A 17913-nucleotide genomic window follows, 5' to 3' on the forward strand; every position below is an offset into this window, starting at 1 on the left:
ACTGTGCCGTCGGCCTGATCGGCCGCCCGGGGCCATGGCGCAATTGGTAGCGCACCTGCTTTGCAAGCAGGGGGTTAGGGGTTCGAGTCCCCTTGGCTCCACAATTTCAGACGTAGTGGAACTCCGGTAGTTGCACGCTGCTGCTGTGGTGCCCTGGCCTGTACGAGGTCTTCTCGGGAACTTTGTCATTCATGGTGTTGGTGCCTTCTGTTGGAAGGTTGTGCATCTGCGCCACGGGCATGACGACCTGACCTTCGCGAATGCCGGGGTTAGTCACTGCGGGTCGGGTGCCTTGGGTTGGATCGAGTGAATTTGGGCGGATATTTCCGCTGTCGAGTCAGGATCGGCATCGCCACGGTCAGTAGTGCGATCGTGATCGCGGCGATGATTGCAGTCGTGTTGAGTCCGGCCGTGAATGCGTTGTGGGCTGATTCGATGAGTGCTGTCGCGGTTGTTTCTGAAACCTGTTGCGCTGTATCGGTAGCGCCGGAGAGGCTTTCTCGGCTGGTTTGCTGTGCTGGAGTGGAAAGGTGTTCTGGTAGGACGATCTGGCGGCGGTAGATGATGCTGCTCAGACTTCCGAGGATCGCGACGCCAAAGGAGATTCCGAGTTCGGTGCTGGTTTCGGACATAGATGCTGCTGATCCGGCCTTCTCTGGTGGAACCGTGTTGACCACGATGTCTGCGCCGAGTGCGGATATGGGTCCACTTCCGAAGAAGACCAGTGCGATGCCGGTAGCGACGAGCGCGATGCCGGTATCTGCCCGTGCGAGGGCAAGGAGAATGTAGCCAGCGACGGCGACGAGGAGTCCACCTGCAACAACAGTGCCGGCACCAAACCGGGTTGCCAGGCGGGGTGCGGCGAGGGCTCCGATGATGCTGGCGATACCGGTCGGGATAAGCCAGAGACCGGCGTGCAGCGGGGAGAGCCCCTGGACGAGTTGGAGGTACTGGCTGGCGAGGAGATACAGGCCGCCGCCCGCGGCGGTGCTGATCAGTATCGCGAGCAGCGTGGTGGTGAATGCCCGGTTCTGGAAGAGCCTGATGTTGATCAGAGGCTCATCGACCGTGAGCTGCCGTCGCACGAAAACGACTCCGACCGCGGCTCCGGCAGCCAAAGCGATGATGGATTCGGGAGCGTATCCGTGACTGGCTACCTGCTTGAACCCGTAAACGAGGGGAAGGATCGTGGCCAGGCAGAGTCCGACGCTAAGCAGATCCAGGCGCCCGGCTCGCTCATCGCGGTACTCGGGGAGTACGAACGGGGCGGCAGCGAGCATGAGAGTCATCACCGGAACGGCGAGGAGAAACACTGAGCCCCACCAGAAGGATTCCAGGAGTAGCCCGCCGATGACCGGGCCGAGCGCCATTCCAGACATGAAGCAGGAGATCCAGATGGATATTGCTGCGGTTCGTTGGCGTGGGACGGTGAACATGTTGGTGATCAGCGCCAACGTGGAGGGCATCAGGGTCGCCCCGGCGACCCCCAGCAGGGCGCGTGCGGCAATGAGGATGGGTGCGCTGGGTGCGAAGGCGGCCGCAAGAGAGGCGAGGGCGAAGACGATCCCGCCGATCATGAGGAGTTTGCGGCGGCCGATACGGTCGCCGAGCGTTCCCATGGTGATGAGGAATCCGGCGATCATGAAGCCGTAGATATCGATGATCCAGAGTTGCTCGGTGCTACTCGCCCTGAGATCGACCGTCATCGCGGGTGCGGCCAGGTAGAGCACGCTCATGTCGAGCGCGAGAACCAGAGTCGGTAGTGCGAGGACGGTCAGCCCCATCCACTGGCGGATTCCGGCTCCCGGTGGGGTGGTTTGCGTGGTCACTGGGCCGCCCACGCTCCGGATGCGGCCGCGGCGCGGACGTACTCGGTGAAGTCGCGGGGCTCCCGTCCGAGGGCGCGTTGCACTCCGTCGGAGACTCGTGCATCGTTGCCGCTACGGATGAAGTCGCTCATCGCGACACTGCCCTCGGCGCCTTCCGGTGAGTAGTACCGTTCGGTGAGGAAAGCCCGGTACTCCTCGGCTGTCGCGGCATACGCACGGATCGGACGCCCCAACTCGATCGCGATGATCTCGACAGCTTCGGCGATTGTGATCGCTCGGGGCCCGGTCAGCTCATACTCCTTGCCGTGATGATGGTCCTGCGTCAACGCTGCGGCGGCGACAGCGGCGATGTCTTCCGCGTCGATGAAGGGATGCGCGCCGTCACCGGTGCCGAACACGAGTTCCCCCTCCTTGACGCCATCGGCCAGAAACGGTTCCTCACTGAAGTTCTGCGCGAACCAGACCGGGCGCAGGATCGTCCATTCGGCCCCTGAGCCGCGCACGACCTCCTCGCGTGCGAGCCCTTCGGCATAACCGGTGTCCGCCCACTCGCGTGCCGACAGCAACACGAGTCGCCGCACCCCCGACCCGACAGCACGTAGCGCAAATGACGCGAGCCGATCAGTGCCGCCGGGCGACTCGTCAGGGACGATATAGACCGCAGAGGCGTCGGACAATGCTTCACCCCAAGACGCCTCGTCGGCCCAGTCGAACCGCGTAGGCCCACGCCGCGAGGCTGCCTTCACCCGGTAATCACTAGCCTCAAGCTGATGGGCGAGGCGGCGCCCGGTCTTACCAGTGCCCCCGAGTACGGTGATCGATTCTGCGTTCATACCTCCCATTACAGAGCGAATCGACGAGACGATGAATATCTCTAGCACTCTCTTCGATGCGTGATCGTCTACGATGTGAGGGTGGACGCGTTAACCTCGATGCTCGATCACCTGCGTTCTTCCGGCGCGCTGGTCGGAACGAACATCCTCACACCACCGTGGGCGATCCGGTTCGAAGACACTGCACCACTCACGATCATCTCGATGATTCGAGGTGAATCCTGGCTCATCCCCGCCACCGTCGGCCCCGGAGACGACGGATCGCCTGTGCGCTTGCTCCGTGGTGACCTCGCCGTGATCAGCGGTCACGCACCCTTCACCGTCACGAGCGATCCTGAGGCTGGGATCGAACCGCTCTATGTCCTGAACGATCCCACCACCTGCACTGACGGCTCCGGCCGAGTACTCGACCCTGGTGAACTCATGCTGGGCGTACGCAGTTGCGGCGCACGCCTGGATGGCGAACACGCGATGCTGGCCGCGACCTACCGCACCACCGGAGCAGCCGCCGAACGGGTTCTGTCCGCGTTGCCGCGTCTTGTCCTGGTTCCGCAAAGTGGCCGATCCACGCCGCTGAGGCTGATCGAAGATGAGATCGCCCGAGACCAGCCAGGACAACAAGCAGTTCTCGACCGCCTCCTTGACCTGCTCCTCGTCGCGACCCTGCGTGATTGGTTCGCGCTCCCCGAAACCGACACCCCCGCTTGGTATCGAGCGATGAGCGATCCAGTCGTCGGCCCAACTCTGCGCGCCATTCACGACCGTCCGTCCGCGCCGTGGACGGTCGAAACCCTCGCCCGAGAAGCCAACGTCTCTCGGGCGGCATACGCGCGCCGATTCGCCGGCCTGCTCAATGAAGCGCCCATCGCGTACCTCACCGGATGGCGTCTCTGCCTCGCAGCCGATCTACTCCGCGATACCGACGACACCGTCGAGAGTGTCGCTCGCCAGGTGGGCTACGCCAGCGCCTTCGCTCTCAGCGCCGCTTTCGCACGCCAGTTCGGTCACCGGCCAACTGAACACAGACGCCTCGCCAACGGGGCTTGACGCGCGCCCGGGGTCGCAGCATCGAAGGACCGGTTGTTCTCGACGTGGAGTTCGTCGTCTTCGTCGATGTCGACCTTGCCGAAGAAGGCCTGGTTGCACAGGCGCTGGTTGCCGCGCGTCAGGCCGGTGCCTTCTCACGGTGGGGTGGGATCAAGGTGAGCGTGGCGAGGAGGGCAAGTGCGGCGATCGCGCTGCTGGTCCAGAATGCGGCGCTCATACCCGAGGCGATCAGTTCGGCGCTGGCCGGTTCACCGGTTCCCACGGTGCCTGCGTAGACGGCGGTCAGGATGGCGACGCCGAGGGAGGCGCCGATCATCATGGTGGCTTGCAGGAGGCCGGAGGCGGCTCCGGAGATGTCCGGGTCGACGGTGGACATGATGGTGACGTTGAAGGGTACGACGACCAGGCCGAGGCCGGCACCGGCCAGCAGCAGCGGGCCGAAGACTCCTGCCCAGAAGGTGGTCGTCGCCGAAAGCTGGGTCAGCCACAAGGTGCTGGCCAGGAGCAAGGCGATCCCGATCGCCGCGGTGGTTCGCGGCCCGAATCTCCGGAGTGGCCTGGCCGCGTTCTGCGCGGTGATCAGCATGCCCGCAGCCATCGGCAGGAACGCCAGTCCGGCGAACAGCGGGTTGAATCCGATGACCTCCTGGAGGAACTGCACGACCAGGAACTGCATGCTCAGCGTCACCATCGGCACCAACAGGATGCCGAGGTAGCCTCCGGCTCGGGAGCGGTCGGCGAACAGTGTCAGCGGCATGATCGGGTGGGCCGCGTGGCGTTCGACCAGGACGAAGGCGATCACCGCCGCGACGCCGGCGGCCAGCGAAACGAGGGTGAACGGGTCGGTCCAACCGTGCTCGGCGGCGCGGGCGAGCCCGAACACGATGCCGGTGGCAGCCAGGGCTGACGTGAGCGCGCCCATCAGGTCGAACTTGCCGGGGTGGCGGGGCGATTCCACGACGTGTCGGGGTGCGAGCAGGACCACGAGCACGCCGATCGGCACGTTGATCAGGAGCGTCCATCGCCAGGACAGCGTCGTGGTGATGAGCCCGCCGAGCAGCAGGCCGAGCGTCATCGCCGCCGCGGTCACCGAGGAGTAGATCGCCAATGCCCGGGTCTGCGCGGCTCCCTGGAACCTGGTGATGATCAGGGCGAGCGTGCTCGGGCCGGCGAGCGCGGCCCCCAAGCCCTGCGCAACACGCGCGATGATCAGCCATTCCTGGCTCTGCGCCAGGCCACCCAACAAGGACGCGGCCGTGAACACGACCGTTCCCACCACGAACACGCGGCGTCGACCGAGGATGTCGCCGGCACGCCCGCCGAGCAGGAGCAGCCCGCCGAACGCGAGCAGGAAAGCGTTGGGAACCCAGGACAGGCCCGCGGGAGAGAAGCCCAAGCCCTCCCGAATGGCGGGCAGGGCGATGTTCAGCACGGTGCCGTCGAGCATCAGCATCAGCTCGCAGCCGACCAGTACCGCCAGGGTCACCGCCCCCGCCCACCCCAGTCGCGTGCCGTGTGCCTCGGACTCCGTGTCGCTGGGGGCTGGCGTGTTCGACATGGTTCCTCCTGCAGGGCTACCGTCAAATGCGATCGTTCCCAGATAAGGAACGATACCGTTCACTATAATGAGCGGGCCAGCGGTGTGCAACCAAGAACCTGCCCGGCGGCAGGCGTGTGAAGGACGGAGGAGCCACGATGTCCGCACCGGTTCAGAGCCGCCGTCGCGGAGAGCACCTACGTCGCGCGATCTTCGAGGCTGTCTTCGACCAGCTCGGCAAGGTCGGGTACGCGCGGCTGAGCATGGAGGGTGTCGCTGCCGCCGCCGAGACCGGCAAGGCGGCGCTCTATCGGCGCTGGGACAGCAAGGATGAACTGGTACGCGACGCGCTGCAAGAACTGTTGCCGGAGCCCCCGCAGATCGCCGAGAGCACCGGGCTCCGTGCCGGCCTGATCGAGCTGCTGTCCTATTTCAACTCGACGCTGTTCGACTCCAAAGGCACGGCGTTCCAGGCGGTCGCGGCCGAGAGTGGCACGGACGTGGCGATCCTCCGCGAGGTCTTCCGCTCCCGGGTCACGCTGCCCTGTCAGGAGCGCATCACCGAACTCCTGCACCGCCACCTCGCGGCATCCGGCAGCACCATGAGCCCCCAGTTCGACGCAGAGACGTTCGCCGCCGTCGGCCCAGCCATGCTGACCTACCACTGCATCAACGGCCACGACAAGAGCACCCTCAGCGAGATCGAATCCATCATCGACACGGCGCTCCTGCCACTCATTCGTGACGGCGCTCCGGGCGGGTTCGCGTGGTAGTCGAGAACGTGTTGGAGAGCGGAGTCACCCGGTACGCGCGCGCAGCCACCTCGCGTACCGCCGGCCGGCCCGCGCTTGGCGGACCAGCTCGATCCCGAGAGCGCGCCGGGGGCAGACGCCCGGCCGGGTGCCGCGTCCGGCGCCGACTCGGCGCAACTGATAGCGGATCCGGGCCATCCCGGCCGCGGATGCGAGCGGCTTGTCCTTGATCCTCACTGGCGCCAGCTCCACCGCGGCCTGTCGCTCGGCGCGCGCCCACCTGCGGGGCAGGTCGGGGTCCACCGCGAGCGCGGACCCGATCCCGACGACGGCGATCCCGTCCGCAAGCACCCGCTCGGCGACCGGCAGCCGGACGATCCCGCCGGTCAGCATCAGCGGCAGCGGGGAGGTCGCGGCGAGGCGGGCCGCGAGTTCGAGGAAGTACGCCTCGCGCGCGGTCGTGCGCTGATCGGCGGAGTTGCCCGTCATCGCCGGGCTCTCGTAACTGCCGCCGGAAAGCTCGACCAGGTCCACGCCCAACGGCGCGAGCAGATCGATCACGGCGCGGGCATCGTCGGCATCGAAGCCACCGCGCTGGAAGTCGGCGGAGTTGAGCTTGACCGCGACGGCGAAGTCCGGGCGTACCGCGGCGCGGATCTTGCGCGCGATGTCGGTGAGCAGCCGGGCCCGGTTGATCAAGGTCCCGCCCCACTCGTCGGTACGCCGGTTCGTCAACGGGGACAGGAATTGCGACAGCAGGTAGCCATGCGCGGCATGGATCTCCACGCCGTCGAAGCCGGCCTCCTGCGCGCGTACCGCCGAGATCACGAATCGCTCGACGGTCTCCGCGATCTGGGCCGCCGTCATCGCGACCGGTTCGGCGAACAGCCGGCTGTTGCGCCCCACGTCGACGCGCACGGCCGAGGGCGCCCAGGCGACGCCGGGCAGGTTCGCGCGCACCTGGCGCCCGGGATGGTTGAGCTGCATCCAGACGCGCGAGCCGCCGCTCTTCGCTGCCTGCGCCCACTGCGCGAAGGGCTCCAGCGGCGAGCGCGCGTCGAGCACGACACCGGCCGGGCCGGTCATCGCGGCGTCGTGCACCATCACGTTCCCGGTGATCAACAGCCCGGCGCCGCCGGCGCTCCACCGGCGATAGAGCTCGACCAGCTCGCGCCCCGGGAGCTGCCCGGGCGCGGCCATGTTCTCCTCCATCGCCGCCTTCGCGATGCGATTCGGCAGCGTGGCGCCGCCGGCCAGATCGAGCGGCGAGAACAGCGGGGATGTCATGGCGTACCTCCGTGAACTGCGGTATGTTTACGTTGCTCACATCAGCATAGGAGGCGAAGTTAGCAGTGTCAACATCGGCGCGTGGCGCCTACCACCACGGCGATCTCCGCGCCGCGCTCGTCCAGGCCGCACGCGAGCTCCTGGAGGCCGGCGAACCCTTCTCGCTGCGCGCCGTGGCTCGCCGGGCCGGGGTCTCGCCGACCGCGCCGTACCGGCACTTCGCCGATCGCGACGCGCTCGAATCGGCGGTGGCCGGGGAGGGTTTCACCGATCTCTACGGCGAGCTCGCGGGGCTGTCGACCGGCGCGGGGGCCGACGATGTCGCACGCTTCGCGGTGGCGTATGTGAACTTTGCCCTGGCCCGGCCGGCAGTGTTCCGGTTGATGTTCGGTAACGAGTGCGACGACGAGAACGACGAGCGGGTGCGCGCGTCCGGCGCGCTGAACGAGCTCCTCATCGAGGGGGTACGCCAACGCTTCCCGAAGGCCGATGCGCCCGCGCTCGCCACGGCGCTCTGGTCGCTCGCCCATGGGCTGGCCTTCCTGCACCTGGACGGCAAGTTCGCTCCGAGGCCGGCGTCGGCCGTGGAGGAACGGGTACGCGCGGCGGTTGCCGCGGTGCTCTCCCCGGCAGCCTCGGGCAGCGGTTGACACTGTTCACATCGCTTCCTACGCTGATGTGAGCAGCGCAAACATCGCCGGCACCGAGAGGCCCGCCCGGCCGGAATCGTCACCAGGAAAGGAAGAATCATGACCGCCAATCCGCATGACATCGCCCTGCAGCCGGAGGCCCAGGCCTTCGTCGAGGCCACCTCGGAGCCCCCGTTCCTCTATCAGCTCCCGCCGGAGGAGGGCCGCAAGGCCGTCGACGAGGTGCAGGACGAGGAGATCTTCAAGCCCGAGGTCGACGAGGAGTGGATCGATGTCGAGGGCGGCCCGACCGGCAAGGTGCCGACGCGGATCCTCCGGCCGAAGGGCGCGACGGGCAAGCTTCCCGTGATCCTTTACACCCACGGCGCCGGCTGGGTCTTCGGCGACGCGCACACCCACGACCGGCTGGTTCGTGATCTTGCCGTCGGCACCGGCGCGGCCGTGGTGTTTCCCGAGTACGTCCGCGCACCCGACGCCAAGTATCCGTCCCAGAACGAGCAGTCCTACGCGGTCGCCCAGTGGATCGTCGCCAACGGGGCGGATCATGATCTTGATCCCGAGCGCGTGGCGATCTCCGGGGATTCCGTCGGCGGGAACATGGCCATCGCGCTGAACCTGATGGCCAACGAGCGCGGCGACGTCTCCTTCCGCGGCGCGGCGTTGTTCTACCCGGTGACGAATGCCGCCTTCGACACCGAGTCCTACGAGAAGTTCGCCGAGGGCTACTTCCTCGCCCGCGACGGGATGAAGTGGTTCTGGGACCAGTACACGACCGATGAGGACCAGCGCGCGGAGATCACCGCATCCCCGCTGCGTGCCACGGAGGAGCAGCTCGCGTTCTTCCCGCCCACCTTGATCATCACCGCCGAGGCCGACGTGCTTCGCGACGAGGGCGAGGCCTTCGCCGCGAAGCTTCGCCGGGCCGGGGTTGAGGTCACCCAGGTTCGCTACGGCGGGATCATCCACGATTTCGTGATGGTGAACTCGATGCACGACACCCCGCAGTCCAAGGCCGCCGTCGCCCAGGCCGTCGCGCACCTGAAGGCGGTTCTGGCGGACTGATCCCGCCGGTCGGGCCGAGCGCGCTGCGCGGTGAGCCTGTTCACGGCCCGATCGGTCGCACTTTCCTGACTCTCGGCGGGACGGCCGGCGCCGCCGACCCCGCCGTTGCGCGCTGCGCACCCGGCCCGGACGTCGCGGGAGTCAGGAAAGTGCGGAACTGCCGCCCTGATCCGGCCAGGCCCGCATGGCCAGGTCGATGATCTTGTGCAGCTCCGCGCGCGGCGTACCGGCATTGGACTGATTCGACAGGCCCTCCCAGACGGTACGCACCCACTCGGCGAGCAGCGCCGCATCGACACCGGGATCGAGCCGACCGGCCGCCTGGTCCTGGGCGATCCGCTCGGTGAGGATGCCGGCCAGTGCGCGCTGGTGATCATCGAGCGTCTTACGGACGTCGATGGTGTCGGTGCCGCCGTGGATCGCGGCACTGACCACCAGACAGGTCATCGGCCGGTCCGGGTCGGTGAACTCGTCGGCCGAATCACGCAGGATCCGCTCGGCGGCCTCGCGGGCCGTTTCGCTCCTGACGGCCTCGATGTAGATCGCGGTGTAGCGCTGCATGTACGCCTGCACGGCCTCGGCGAACAGCGACAACTTGTCGCCGAAGGCCGCATAGAGGCTGGACATCGAGATCCCCATCGCCGCCGTGAGATCGGCGAGCGATGTCCCGTCGTAGCCGCGCGCCCAGAACAGCCGCGTCGCGGCCAGCAGTGCGGCCTCTCGGTCGAAGCCGCGCGGCCGTCCTCGCGTACCCATGCCCGGATTCTAGTTGCCTTGCTCCAGAATTCGCTCTAGCCTCGATATCAGGAGCAGGCGCTCCAGAAAGGTCGAGCAGCGATGGATTCACGGCAGATCGAGCGAGACGGCGTGCGGCTGCACGGACTGTGGCGGCCGGGCGAGGGCGTACCGATCGTCATCGTGCCCGGCGTGATGGCCGACGCGCGGGCCTTCGTCCCGGTCGCCGACGCGATGGGCCGGACCGCGCCCGTGCTGATCCTCGACCGGCGCGGGCGTGCCCCGAGCGGCCCGTTGGGGGAGGGGTACGCCGTGAGCACCGAGGTGGCCGACCTCCGGGCATGGCTGGACGAACTCGGCACGCCGGCCGACCTGGTCGGCTGGAGCTACGGCGCGACGATCGCCATCGAAGTCGCCGCGCTCGATGATCGCGTCCGTCGGGTGATCGGCTACGAGCCGGTGCTCGGCCCGTTCGGGGCGGACGCGCTACCGGCCCTGCGCGCCGCGGACCCCGACGCCCGGGTGGAGATCATCAATCGCGACGTGTCGGGCTTCTCCGCCGAGCATGTCGCCGCGCTGCGCGCCGGGCCGGCCTGGGCGCAGCTGCGACGGCTGGCCGAGCCGCTGGCCGCCGAACTCGTTGCGCTGAACGCCTTCGAGCCCGATCCGGCGTGGCAGCGGGTGCCCGCCGCACTGATCCTCGGGGAGCAGAACCGAGGCCATCAGCCGTACGGCCCGGCCTTCGATCGCGTCGCCGCCCGCCTGTCGCGCTCGACCAGCACGCTGCTCCCGGACCAGGGCCACCTCGCCCATGTCGACGACCCGGTCGCACTCGGCACCATGATCGGGACGCTGCTCGATGATCAGTCGTAGATCACGTCCTCGCCGCGTTTCCGCAGCTCGGCCAGCCCGTCGCGCATGGCCTGCACCTGCTCGGGGGAGTGCCCGACCCAGTCGGTGAGCTCGCCGACGACGCGCACCGGCTCGCGCGTGCGGTAGGACCGCGTCGGGTTGCCCGGGAACTTCTTGTCGGTGACATTCGGATCGTCCTCCAGGTCGCCGTCCGCCTCGACCAGGTAGATCCGACCGCGACCCGCGCCGCGCGCCAGCTCCGCGCCCCAGGTCGCCGCATCCAGGGTCGCGGTGACATAGACATGGTTCATCACCCGGCCGCTCTCGAAATTGGACTCGCGCCCGGGCACCAGCGCGTCACCGACTGCCAGATTGGCCTTCGTGCCGTGCAGGAGCACGCCCTCGCGATAGACCTCGAACGGTCGCGGCGCCTCAGCCATGATCAGCAGCCCCGCTCACGGCCAGTCGACCAGGTCGGCCCAGTCGTCGTGCTTGCGGACATAGCTCGCCACATAGGGGCAGTGCGGGATGATCCGCTTGCCCTGCGCGCGCACGTCGTCGAGGGCCTCCCGGACCAGCCGCGCGGCGAGACCCTGGCCGGCGTACCTGTCGCCGACCTCGGTGTGGATGAAGTCCACATGATCATCATCCGGCAGCGTGTAGCGGGTGAAGCCGGCCAGGTCGTCGCCCACCCAGACCTCGTAGCGGTGCTTGCGCTCGGCGTGCTCGATCCGGACATTGTCGGCCTGTTGATCACTCATCGGCGCTCTCCTTTCGATCATCAACGGTCGGCGGCGCGGGATTGCGCCGCGGCTTGATCGGTGCGTTCGGCAGCTCCGGCGCCGGCAGCGGTACGCCCGGATCGCCGGCGGGCAGCCCGTAGCTCGCCCCCGGCGCGTCCACCGCGGGCCCGGCGCCGATCTCGGCCTGCCATGCCGCGCGGTACGCCACGATCTCGTCGTGGCTGCGCCCGACGAAGTTCCACCACATCACCACGTCCTCGCCGAACGGCTCGCCGCCGAGCAGCAGCAGCCGCGCGCGCTCGGGGCCGTTGGCGATCCGCAGCCTGGCCTCGCCGGGCGGCAGGTACGCCAGTGCTCCCGTCGGCACCGCGAGGTCGCCGACGCGAACCTCACCCGCGTCGACCAGCACGCCGTGCTCGAACCCGCTCCGGACCACGAACTCGACCTCGATGCCGGGCTCCATGATCAACTCGGCGCCGACCAGCGGCGTGTGCGTGGCGACGGGCGAGGCATGCCCGGCCAGCTCGCCCAGGAACACCCGCGCCTGCCACCCGGGGCCGGTGATCGCCGGCGGGGCGTAGTGCTCGAACGCCGGCTCGACCGAACGGGCCGCCTCCGGCAGCGCGAGCCACAACTGCGCCCCGTGCAAGGTGTCGGTCTGCTCGGTGGAACGCTCCGAGTGGCTGATCCCGCGGCCCGCGGTCATCAGATTGAGCTCGCCGGGCCGGACGAGCGCGTCGTTGCCCAGGCTGTCGCGGTGCCGGATCTCGCCGGTGAACAGCCAGCTCACGGTCGCCAGGCCGGTGTGCGGGTGCGGCGGCACCTGCATGCCGCCGGTCGCCGCCACCTCGTCCGGCCCGTAATGATCAAGGAAGCACCACGCGCCGATCAGGGATCGCTCGCGCTGCGGCAGCGTGCGGCGTACCGTCATGGCCCGCGGGCCGCCGAGCGGGACCTCGCGCGGCTCCAGCAGCGCCGGGCCGCATGCCTCGTCGCTGAGCCTGACCTCGTCCGGCGCTCGCTCCGGGTTCGTCATTGCCCCAGCCTAATCCGCACCCCCATCCGGTGCCGCGCCCGCGCCCGTCTCGGCCCGCGAGACTTCTGGACATCGATGTCCAAAACTGTTTGCATGGGTCCATGGGACGACCACCTCGACACAGCCGCGACGAGCTCGTCGGCGCGGCGATCGGCGCGTTCACCGATCACGGGTACGCCGGACTCGACGTCGTCGCCCTGTGCGACGCCCTCGGCATCGGCCGATCGAGCTTCTACCACGGCTTCGGCGACAAGGACGCGCTGTTCGACGAGGCCCTGCGGGCCTACACGGCCGCCGGCGCCGCCGCGCGCGAGCGCTACCGCGACAGCGCCGCGCCCGCGCCCCGCCTGCTGCATCACCGCCTGACCTCCCAGCTCCTCGCGCAGTACGCCGACGAGAACCGCCGCGGCTGCCTGGTCGTCAACACCGCCCTGGAGCTCGGTCGCAGCATCGAGCGCTATGCCACGATCATCGACGCCGACCGGGAGGGCTGGGTCGAGCTGTACGCCGAGCTGATCGCGCGCGGCCAGCGCCAGCGCCACCTGCGGGCCGAGCTCGATCCGCGGGTGAGCGCCGGCCTGCTGCACACCGCGATGGCCGGCCTGCGGGTGACCGCGCGGATCGCCCCGGAGGCCCAGATCGTCGAGCAGATCGATGCCTTGATCACCGGCTGGTGCACGCCGTCCGGAAGCACAACACTGACCGTGGACAATGACGGCCACCTCCTTCCCGAAGACCCCGAGAGGACCGTCCGATGAGCCCGTCCACACCCGCCGCCCGCGTACCGGGCGTCGTCTTCCTGCTCGCCGCCGTGATCTTCTGCCTCGGCACCAGCGAGTTCATGATCGCCGGCATCCTGGAGCTGATCGCGGCCGACCTCGGCGTCTCCATCCCCGAGGCCGGCCTGTTGATCACCGCGTTCGCCGTCGGGATGATCGTCGGCGCGCCGGGGATGGCGCTGCTCACCCTCGGCCTCCCACGCAAACCGACCTTGATCATCACCGCGGTGATCTTCGCCGCGGCGCACGTGCTGGGCGCGCTCGCCCAGGGGTACGCGCTGCTGGCGCTCTCGCGGGTCGTCGCGGCGGTCGCCTGCGGCGGGTTCTGGGCGGTGGCCGCGGTGGTCGCCGTCCGGGTCACCCCGCCGCAGGCAACCGGGCGGGCGCTGGCCGCGCTGGTTGGCGGGCTGACCGTGGCCAATCTGATCGGCGTACCGCTCGGCGCCTGGGTGGGTACGCAGTACGGCTGGCGGGCGACGTTCTGGGGGGTAGCGGCGGTCACCGCGCTCGCCGCCGTGCTGATCGCGCTCACCGTGCCGGCCGAGCCGCGCCCGGCCGACGCCCCGCGGGTCGGGCAGGTGCTCGCCGCGGAGACGCAGGCCTTCAGACACGGCCGGATCTGGGTCGCCCTGGCGACCACGGCGCTGTTCCAGGCCGCGGTGTTCGCGTCCTTCTCCTACTTCGCGCCCCTGCTGATCCGGGTGTCCGGGCTGGCGCCGGACCGCGTACCCCTCGTCCTCGTCGGATTCGGCGTCGGCGCCCTGATCGGCGTGACCGTCGGCGGCCGACTCGCCGACCGCAACCTGTTCGGCAACCTGATCGGCAGCCTGGTGTCACTGGCCGCAGCCCTCGCGCTGCTCTGGCTGGTCGCGCCCGTCTGGCCCGCCGCGGTCGCCGCGGTGGCGCTGGTCGGAGCCACCGGATTCTCGATCGCCGGCGCGCTGAACGCCCGCGTCTTCCAGATCGCGACCTCGGCGCCCACCCTGGCGGCCAGCATGAACACCGCCGCGTTCAACGTCGGCAACGCGCTCGGTCCGGCGCTCGGTGGCGCCGTGATCGCGCTCGGCCTCGGCTTCCGCGCGCCGCTGCTCGTCGGCATCGCGCTGGCGCTCGGCGCGCTTGCCCTGGTCCGGTACGCGATGGCGCGCGACGGCGTGTCCTTGCGCCGAGCTACCGCCCGGGCGTCTGGGGGTAATCCCCGGTCCCGGTGATGAGGTGTCGCTGATGAACCTCTCGGACCTGGGAGTCCGCGAGCACGTCGGCGGCGACATCTCGACAGGTGGCGAAACGCATGCCTTGCTCGAGGCCGTACTCGATCAGGCTGCGGAGCGCCACGGCGCGGCTCGGTCGGCCGCTGAGAAACGGGTGGCAGGTGAGATTGAACAGCGAACCGAACTCGAGCATGGCGTCGATCTCGAGTTTCCACATCTCGAGCACCTTTGCGGGCGACTCGATCACATTGCCCACCGCGGGTGAGGGAAGGAAAGCGTACTGCTCCCAGTCATCGAGCGACCAGTGCACGGGCAGTTCGGCGAGAGGGCGTACGCCGTCGGCCGAGATCCGATACGGCTTGTCATCGCCCATCAGTGAGGAGTCGTAGGACAGCCCGAACTCGCGCACCAGGTCGAGGGTCGACGACGTCGCCTCCCACATCGCTGCCCGATGACCGAAGATTTCGACTCCCTGCGATGCGAACACCTCGCAGGCTCGCTCGAAGTCTGCATGCTGGGCGGCGTCGGTGAGATCGGTCGGGGATTGGTGGCTGTACGAATGATGGGCGACCTCATGGCCGCGATCGACGATTGTCGACGCAAGACGCGGGCGTACCTTCGCCACCCAGCCCGGCATGAAGAAGGTCGCCTGGATCCCGACCTGATCCAAGACGTCAAGCAGCCGCGGTACGCCAACATCTGGCCCGTATGCCTGGTGCGACATGATCATGGCGTGGTCGGCGTACTTCAAGTCGTGGGCGAGGATCGCACTCTCCGCATCGACGTCGAACGTGATCGTCCCCGTGGCGGCGCAATCGCCGAGCCAGCGCGCGGTCATGAGATCGTTCCGCGGTGGACCGAGCCCGGCGCGTCCACGGCTTCCCGCCAGTCGTCGCCACTCGGCCGGACGGGTCGTGCGCCGAGGATGAACAGTCCGGACAGCGCCAGCCCGAGTGCGCCGACCAACGCGGCGGCGATCGAGAACGGCAGCATGGACGCGGTCAGCGCGGCGAGCAGCAGGCCGCCGATGACTGCGCCAGGTTGGCTCATCGCATACGCGAATGCGCTTCCGGTTCCTCGACACGCGGCATCGAAACACTCTGTCTGGAAGAACATCAGTGCCGAGTACGGGCCAAGCATCAAGAACAAGCCCGCCATATAGGTGGCGAGAACGAACACCGGGTCGCTCGGGCCGAGCAACAGTGCGGCGAACACGGCCCCGGACGCGATCCAGCCGGTTGAGATGACGCGGCGCCGGCCCCAGCGGTCGCCCGCCCAGCCGAAGAACACATAACCCATGGCGCCGACCACGTTCGACGCAACGACGAGCGCCAAGGTTGTGCCGGCGCTCAGCCCCTTACCGGTCTCGAGGACGGTTGTACCGAGAACGGAGAAGACCTGCAGGCCGAAGTAGTTGAAGATCCACGCCAGTGACAAGAACACCGTGTTTCGCAGGAGCGGCCCACGAAAGATCTCAACCAGCGGCGTCCGGGTCGTGGGCGCCAGCCCGGCCGATGTCAGCAGATCTCGTGACCGCGTGGTCTCACCCGCCGCACGCAACCGGCGCGCCGTGGACATGACCTGGTATTGCGGGCTTTCGCGTAACCTCCGGCACAAGATGGCTGTCAGCACGGCCGGTATCGTCGCGAGCAGGAACGCAGTGCGCCAGCTCCCCGGGCCCCAGATCGCTGTCACGCCAGCGACGAACGCCGCGGCAACCAGCGCCCCCACCGGCCATCCAGCCTGTACGAAGGAGTACACGAACCCCTTGTTCCGGCGCACCTTCTCGTCCTCGGACTGTGAGTACAACTCGTTCAGATAGGTGGCGTTGATCGAGGACTCGGCCAGACCGACTCCACTGATCGACCGGACCGCGACCAGCGAGCCGACGCCCTGAACGGCGGCCGTGGCCGCTGACGACATCGCAGTTCCGGCGATCGAGACGATCATGCCCCTGCGACGCCCGAAACGGTCGATCAACGGCCCGACGACAAGGACCATCAGACCCGTTCCGAGGCTCACCAGAGTCGAGACGAGCAGAGCGAAGCTTGTGTCCCACCCGAACGACTCCTGGATCCGCGGCAGAAGTGTGCCGAACAGGATGAAGTCGTAAACGGCGATCGTCCAGGCGACGAACGCGATGGTGGTTGCACCCCGAACCTCGCGCCCCGATACCTTGCGCAGGTTCGGGTTGAGGGGTGGGGCCATTCGTGACGCGGTCATCTCGATTCTCCTTTGAACGATGGTGACGGGTGACTGGGGACTGCGGATTGGAGGTGCAAAGCGGCGTGGAGCACGCGCCGGTCATGTCCGGATGCTCCCGTCACCTGGAGGCACCGGGGGGATCCTGGACCCTGCTGGCCGACGGGGAGGACGAGGCTCGGAGCGTCCAGATAGCTGAAGATCATCGGCAGTCGTAGCGCGCGATGGTTGAGGGTGGTCTGCGCCTCGATGGTCTGCGCCTCCGCGAGCTGCGGTGGGTCAATCTCCACGGGAGGGATGAGCAGGAGGCAGCGCCCGAGCTCACGCCGGAACTGGGCACGTAGCGACGGCATGGCGGCAACAAGGGGCCGAGCCGAGCGATGGTGGGAGTTGCGCCGGGCCGACTCGAGTCGGCTCCGCACCGCCGGGCCGAGCCGGTCGGGGTGCAGGGCCAGATACGTCCCGAACGCTCTCAGCGCCTCGGCCTCGACTATCGGCAGATGTCGCTGGTGCATCGATCGGACGGCGGCAAGGGATGCGAGCGGCCGCTGGTGGATCCGCAGACCGAGCTGCCGCAGGTGCTCGATCGTCTCGAGGAATCTCCCGGTCACCCGAGGGTCGCACGACAACAACTGGTCGTGGGCCGGAACGACAAACGGAGGCGGCGATCGGGGCGGGTCGAGTGCGGTGTGATCATCAGCGAGAACCTCGTCGGCAGTGTTGATCAGGGCGAGGCTGGCAGCGACGACGCCCACGGCGTCCAGAGATCGTGCGAGAGCCATCATCCCAAGGCGGGGATATCGATCGAGGGTCGGTCGGAATCCGAACACGCCGGTCCATGCTGCGGGGATCCGGGTGGATCCCGACGTGTCGCTGGCCAACGCGAGGGAAACGATCCCCGCGCGTACCGCGGCGGCCGAGCCGGAGGAAGATCCTCCGACGAGGTGATCCTTTCCGGCGATCCGCATCGTCGGCGTGCCGAATCGCTCGTTGACCCCCAGGCCGGAGTACGCCAACTCACTCAGCGTCGTCTTGCCGACCAACACCCCGCCGGCTGCCGAAAGGCGAGCGACCGCCGCGGCGTCTGCCATCGCCGGCGGGCGATGGTCGAAGAGCTGCGAGCCCCCCGATGTGCGAGTACCGCGAACATCGAAGACGTCCTTCACCGCGAACGCAACCCCCGCCAGCTTGCCGGCAGACTGCAGCGAGTGGGCAGCCTCGGACTCGGCGCGAGAAGCGGTGATCTGTAGAAAGACATCGCGCGCGGAACCGGCGGCCTGCAGGACGTCCTGGAGGCGTGTGTGGCACCTGCCCGCACTCATGTGATCATCCTGGGGGCGTCGTCGGTGTCGATGATG

At 68.3% G+C, this 17913-nt stretch carries 18 protein-coding genes and 1 tRNA gene; 8 read left to right on the forward strand and 11 right to left on the reverse strand.

The genetic code is table 11. The features are described 5' to 3' along the window. The first annotated feature begins 28 nt into the window (after positions 1-28). A tRNA-Ala gene (locus ACXDC7_RS02960) sits at positions 29-101 on the forward strand. A gap of 168 nt (positions 102-269) precedes the next feature. On the opposite strand, the gene ACXDC7_RS02965 is transcribed toward ACXDC7_RS02960, so the two are convergent. Together ACXDC7_RS02965 and ACXDC7_RS02970 are read right to left on the reverse strand one after the other, a co-directional pair. Further along, positions 270-1829 (reverse strand): MFS transporter, encoded by a 1560-nt coding sequence (locus tag ACXDC7_RS02965; RefSeq protein WP_459221123.1) that lies wholly within the window; start codon positions 1827-1829, stop codon positions 270-272. Beyond that, complete coding sequence (locus ACXDC7_RS02970) at positions 1826-2662, reverse strand: NAD(P)H-binding protein (protein ID WP_179444894.1); 837 nt, start codon at positions 2660-2662, stop codon at positions 1826-1828. The genes ACXDC7_RS02965 and ACXDC7_RS02970 overlap by 4 nt, the downstream gene beginning before the upstream one ends. 60 nt (positions 2663-2722) lie before the next feature. Between ACXDC7_RS02970 and ACXDC7_RS02975 the strand changes: the two genes are divergently transcribed. After that, positions 2723-3709, forward strand: coding sequence for a cupin domain-containing protein (locus ACXDC7_RS02975; protein ID WP_459221124.1), 987 nt, complete (start codon positions 2723-2725; stop codon positions 3707-3709). 118 nt (positions 3710-3827) lie between these two features. On the opposite strand, the gene ACXDC7_RS02980 is transcribed toward ACXDC7_RS02975, so the two are convergent. Continuing rightward, a complete protein-coding gene (locus ACXDC7_RS02980) occupies positions 3828-5357 on the reverse strand; it encodes an MFS transporter (protein ID WP_459221125.1) in 1530 nt (509 codons plus the stop codon). A 47-nt stretch (positions 5358-5404) separates the two neighbouring features. On the opposite strand from ACXDC7_RS02980, the gene ACXDC7_RS02985 reads away from it, so the two are divergent. Then, positions 5405-6019 (forward strand): TetR/AcrR family transcriptional regulator, encoded by a 615-nt coding sequence (locus ACXDC7_RS02985; RefSeq protein WP_459221126.1) that lies wholly within the window; start codon positions 5405-5407, stop codon positions 6017-6019. 24 nt (positions 6020-6043) lie between these two features. On the opposite strand, the gene ACXDC7_RS02990 is transcribed toward ACXDC7_RS02985, so the two are convergent. Beyond that, positions 6044-7285, reverse strand: a complete 1242-nt coding sequence (locus tag ACXDC7_RS02990; RefSeq protein ID WP_459221127.1) for an NADH:flavin oxidoreductase/NADH oxidase family protein — start codon at positions 7283-7285, stop codon at positions 6044-6046. Positions 7286-7350: 65 nt separating this feature from the next. Here ACXDC7_RS02990 and ACXDC7_RS02995 point away from each other — a divergent pair, with 65 nt between their 5' ends. Both ACXDC7_RS02995 and ACXDC7_RS03000 read left to right on the forward strand, forming a co-directional pair. After that, the gene (locus ACXDC7_RS02995) at positions 7351-7935 is read left to right on the forward strand and encodes a TetR/AcrR family transcriptional regulator (protein ID WP_459221128.1); all 585 of its coding nucleotides are present in this window, start codon (positions 7351-7353) and stop codon (positions 7933-7935) included. 99 nt (positions 7936-8034) lie between these two features. Next, positions 8035-8997 carry an alpha/beta hydrolase gene (locus tag ACXDC7_RS03000; RefSeq protein ID WP_459221129.1) on the forward strand — a complete coding sequence of 321 codons (963 nt, stop codon included), beginning with the start codon at positions 8035-8037 and terminating at the stop codon, positions 8995-8997. Positions 8998-9138: 141 nt separating this feature from the next. Here the strand turns inward: ACXDC7_RS03000 and ACXDC7_RS03005 are convergent, their stop codons facing one another. Then, positions 9139-9753, reverse strand: a complete 615-nt coding sequence (locus tag ACXDC7_RS03005; RefSeq protein WP_459221130.1) for a TetR/AcrR family transcriptional regulator — start codon at positions 9751-9753, stop codon at positions 9139-9141. A gap of 81 nt (positions 9754-9834) precedes the next feature. Here ACXDC7_RS03005 and ACXDC7_RS03010 point away from each other — a divergent pair, with 81 nt between their 5' ends. Continuing rightward, positions 9835-10605 (forward strand): alpha/beta fold hydrolase, encoded by a 771-nt coding sequence (locus ACXDC7_RS03010; RefSeq protein ID WP_459221131.1) that lies wholly within the window; start codon positions 9835-9837, stop codon positions 10603-10605. Here ACXDC7_RS03010 and arr read toward each other — a convergent pair. The 3 genes from arr to ACXDC7_RS03025 are packed head-to-tail and all read right to left on the reverse strand — an operon-like array spanning position 10596 to position 12363. Beyond that, positions 10596-11024 carry an NAD(+)--rifampin ADP-ribosyltransferase gene (arr, locus tag ACXDC7_RS03015; protein ID WP_459221132.1) on the reverse strand — a complete coding sequence of 143 codons (429 nt, stop codon included), beginning with the start codon at positions 11022-11024 and terminating at the stop codon, positions 10596-10598. The genes ACXDC7_RS03010 and arr overlap by 10 nt on opposite strands. A gap of 15 nt (positions 11025-11039) precedes the next feature. Then, positions 11040-11345 carry a GNAT family N-acetyltransferase gene (locus tag ACXDC7_RS03020; protein WP_459221133.1) on the reverse strand — a complete coding sequence of 102 codons (306 nt, stop codon included), beginning with the start codon at positions 11343-11345 and terminating at the stop codon, positions 11040-11042. Beyond that, positions 11338-12363 carry a pirin family protein gene (locus tag ACXDC7_RS03025; RefSeq protein WP_459221134.1) on the reverse strand — a complete coding sequence of 342 codons (1026 nt, stop codon included), beginning with the start codon at positions 12361-12363 and terminating at the stop codon, positions 11338-11340. The genes ACXDC7_RS03020 and ACXDC7_RS03025 overlap by 8 nt, the downstream gene beginning before the upstream one ends. 101 nt (positions 12364-12464) lie before the next feature. Here ACXDC7_RS03025 and ACXDC7_RS03030 point away from each other — a divergent pair, with 101 nt between their 5' ends. Next, positions 12465-13121, forward strand: coding sequence for a TetR/AcrR family transcriptional regulator (locus tag ACXDC7_RS03030; protein ID WP_459221135.1), 657 nt, complete (start codon positions 12465-12467; stop codon positions 13119-13121). Continuing rightward, positions 13118-14353, forward strand: a complete 1236-nt coding sequence (locus ACXDC7_RS03035) for a Cmx/CmrA family chloramphenicol efflux MFS transporter (protein WP_459221136.1) — start codon at positions 13118-13120, stop codon at positions 14351-14353. The genes ACXDC7_RS03030 and ACXDC7_RS03035 overlap by 4 nt, the downstream gene beginning before the upstream one ends. Here ACXDC7_RS03035 and ACXDC7_RS03040 read toward each other — a convergent pair. The 3 genes from ACXDC7_RS03040 to ACXDC7_RS03050 are packed head-to-tail and all read right to left on the reverse strand — an operon-like array spanning position 14313 to position 17877. Next, the gene (locus ACXDC7_RS03040; protein WP_179444881.1) at positions 14313-15191 is read right to left on the reverse strand and encodes a polysaccharide deacetylase family protein; all 879 of its coding nucleotides are present in this window, start codon (positions 15189-15191) and stop codon (positions 14313-14315) included. The two genes, ACXDC7_RS03035 and ACXDC7_RS03040, sit on opposite strands and share 41 nt — an antisense overlap. After that, the gene (locus ACXDC7_RS03045; RefSeq protein WP_218843771.1) at positions 15188-16576 is read right to left on the reverse strand and encodes an MFS transporter; all 1389 of its coding nucleotides are present in this window, start codon (positions 16574-16576) and stop codon (positions 15188-15190) included. Before ACXDC7_RS03045 ends, ACXDC7_RS03040 begins: the two co-directional genes overlap by 4 nt. Then, the gene (locus ACXDC7_RS03050) at positions 16573-17877 is read right to left on the reverse strand and encodes an amidase family protein (protein ID WP_459221137.1); all 1305 of its coding nucleotides are present in this window, start codon (positions 17875-17877) and stop codon (positions 16573-16575) included. Before ACXDC7_RS03050 ends, ACXDC7_RS03045 begins: the two co-directional genes overlap by 4 nt. Positions 17878-17913 lie beyond the last annotated feature (36 nt).

Source organism: Naumannella huperziae, assembly GCF_054073625.1.

Excerpts from the sequence above, each read along its gene's own strand:
- ACXDC7_RS02970 (WP_179444894.1), bottom strand. The coding sequence starts at position 2,662 with ATGAACGCAGAATCGATCACCGTACTCGGGGGCACTGGTAAGACCGGG.
- ACXDC7_RS02985 (WP_459221126.1), top strand. The coding sequence starts at position 5,405 with ATGTCCGCACCGGTTCAGAGCCGCCGTCGCGGAGAGCACCTACGTCGC.
- ACXDC7_RS02990 (WP_459221127.1), bottom strand. The coding sequence starts at position 7,285 with ATGACATCCCCGCTGTTCTCGCCGCTCGATCTGGCCGGCGGCGCCACG.
- ACXDC7_RS03000 (WP_459221129.1), top strand. The coding sequence starts at position 8,035 with ATGACCGCCAATCCGCATGACATCGCCCTGCAGCCGGAGGCCCAGGCC.
- ACXDC7_RS03005 (WP_459221130.1), bottom strand. The coding sequence starts at position 9,753 with ATGGGTACGCGAGGACGGCCGCGCGGCTTCGACCGAGAGGCCGCACTG.
- ACXDC7_RS03010 (WP_459221131.1), top strand. The coding sequence starts at position 9,835 with ATGGATTCACGGCAGATCGAGCGAGACGGCGTGCGGCTGCACGGACTG.
- arr (WP_459221132.1), bottom strand. The coding sequence starts at position 11,024 with ATGGCTGAGGCGCCGCGACCGTTCGAGGTCTATCGCGAGGGCGTGCTC.
- ACXDC7_RS03020 (WP_459221133.1), bottom strand. The coding sequence starts at position 11,345 with ATGAGTGATCAACAGGCCGACAATGTCCGGATCGAGCACGCCGAGCGC.
- ACXDC7_RS03025 (WP_459221134.1), bottom strand. The coding sequence starts at position 12,363 with ATGACGAACCCGGAGCGAGCGCCGGACGAGGTCAGGCTCAGCGACGAG.
- ACXDC7_RS03030 (WP_459221135.1), top strand. The coding sequence starts at position 12,465 with ATGGGACGACCACCTCGACACAGCCGCGACGAGCTCGTCGGCGCGGCG.
- ACXDC7_RS03035 (WP_459221136.1), top strand. The coding sequence starts at position 13,118 with ATGAGCCCGTCCACACCCGCCGCCCGCGTACCGGGCGTCGTCTTCCTG.
- ACXDC7_RS03040 (WP_179444881.1), bottom strand. The coding sequence starts at position 15,191 with ATGACCGCGCGCTGGCTCGGCGATTGCGCCGCCACGGGGACGATCACG.
- ACXDC7_RS03045 (WP_218843771.1), bottom strand. The coding sequence starts at position 16,576 with ATGACCGCGTCACGAATGGCCCCACCCCTCAACCCGAACCTGCGCAAG.
- ACXDC7_RS03050 (WP_459221137.1), bottom strand. The coding sequence starts at position 17,877 with ATGAGTGCGGGCAGGTGCCACACACGCCTCCAGGACGTCCTGCAGGCC.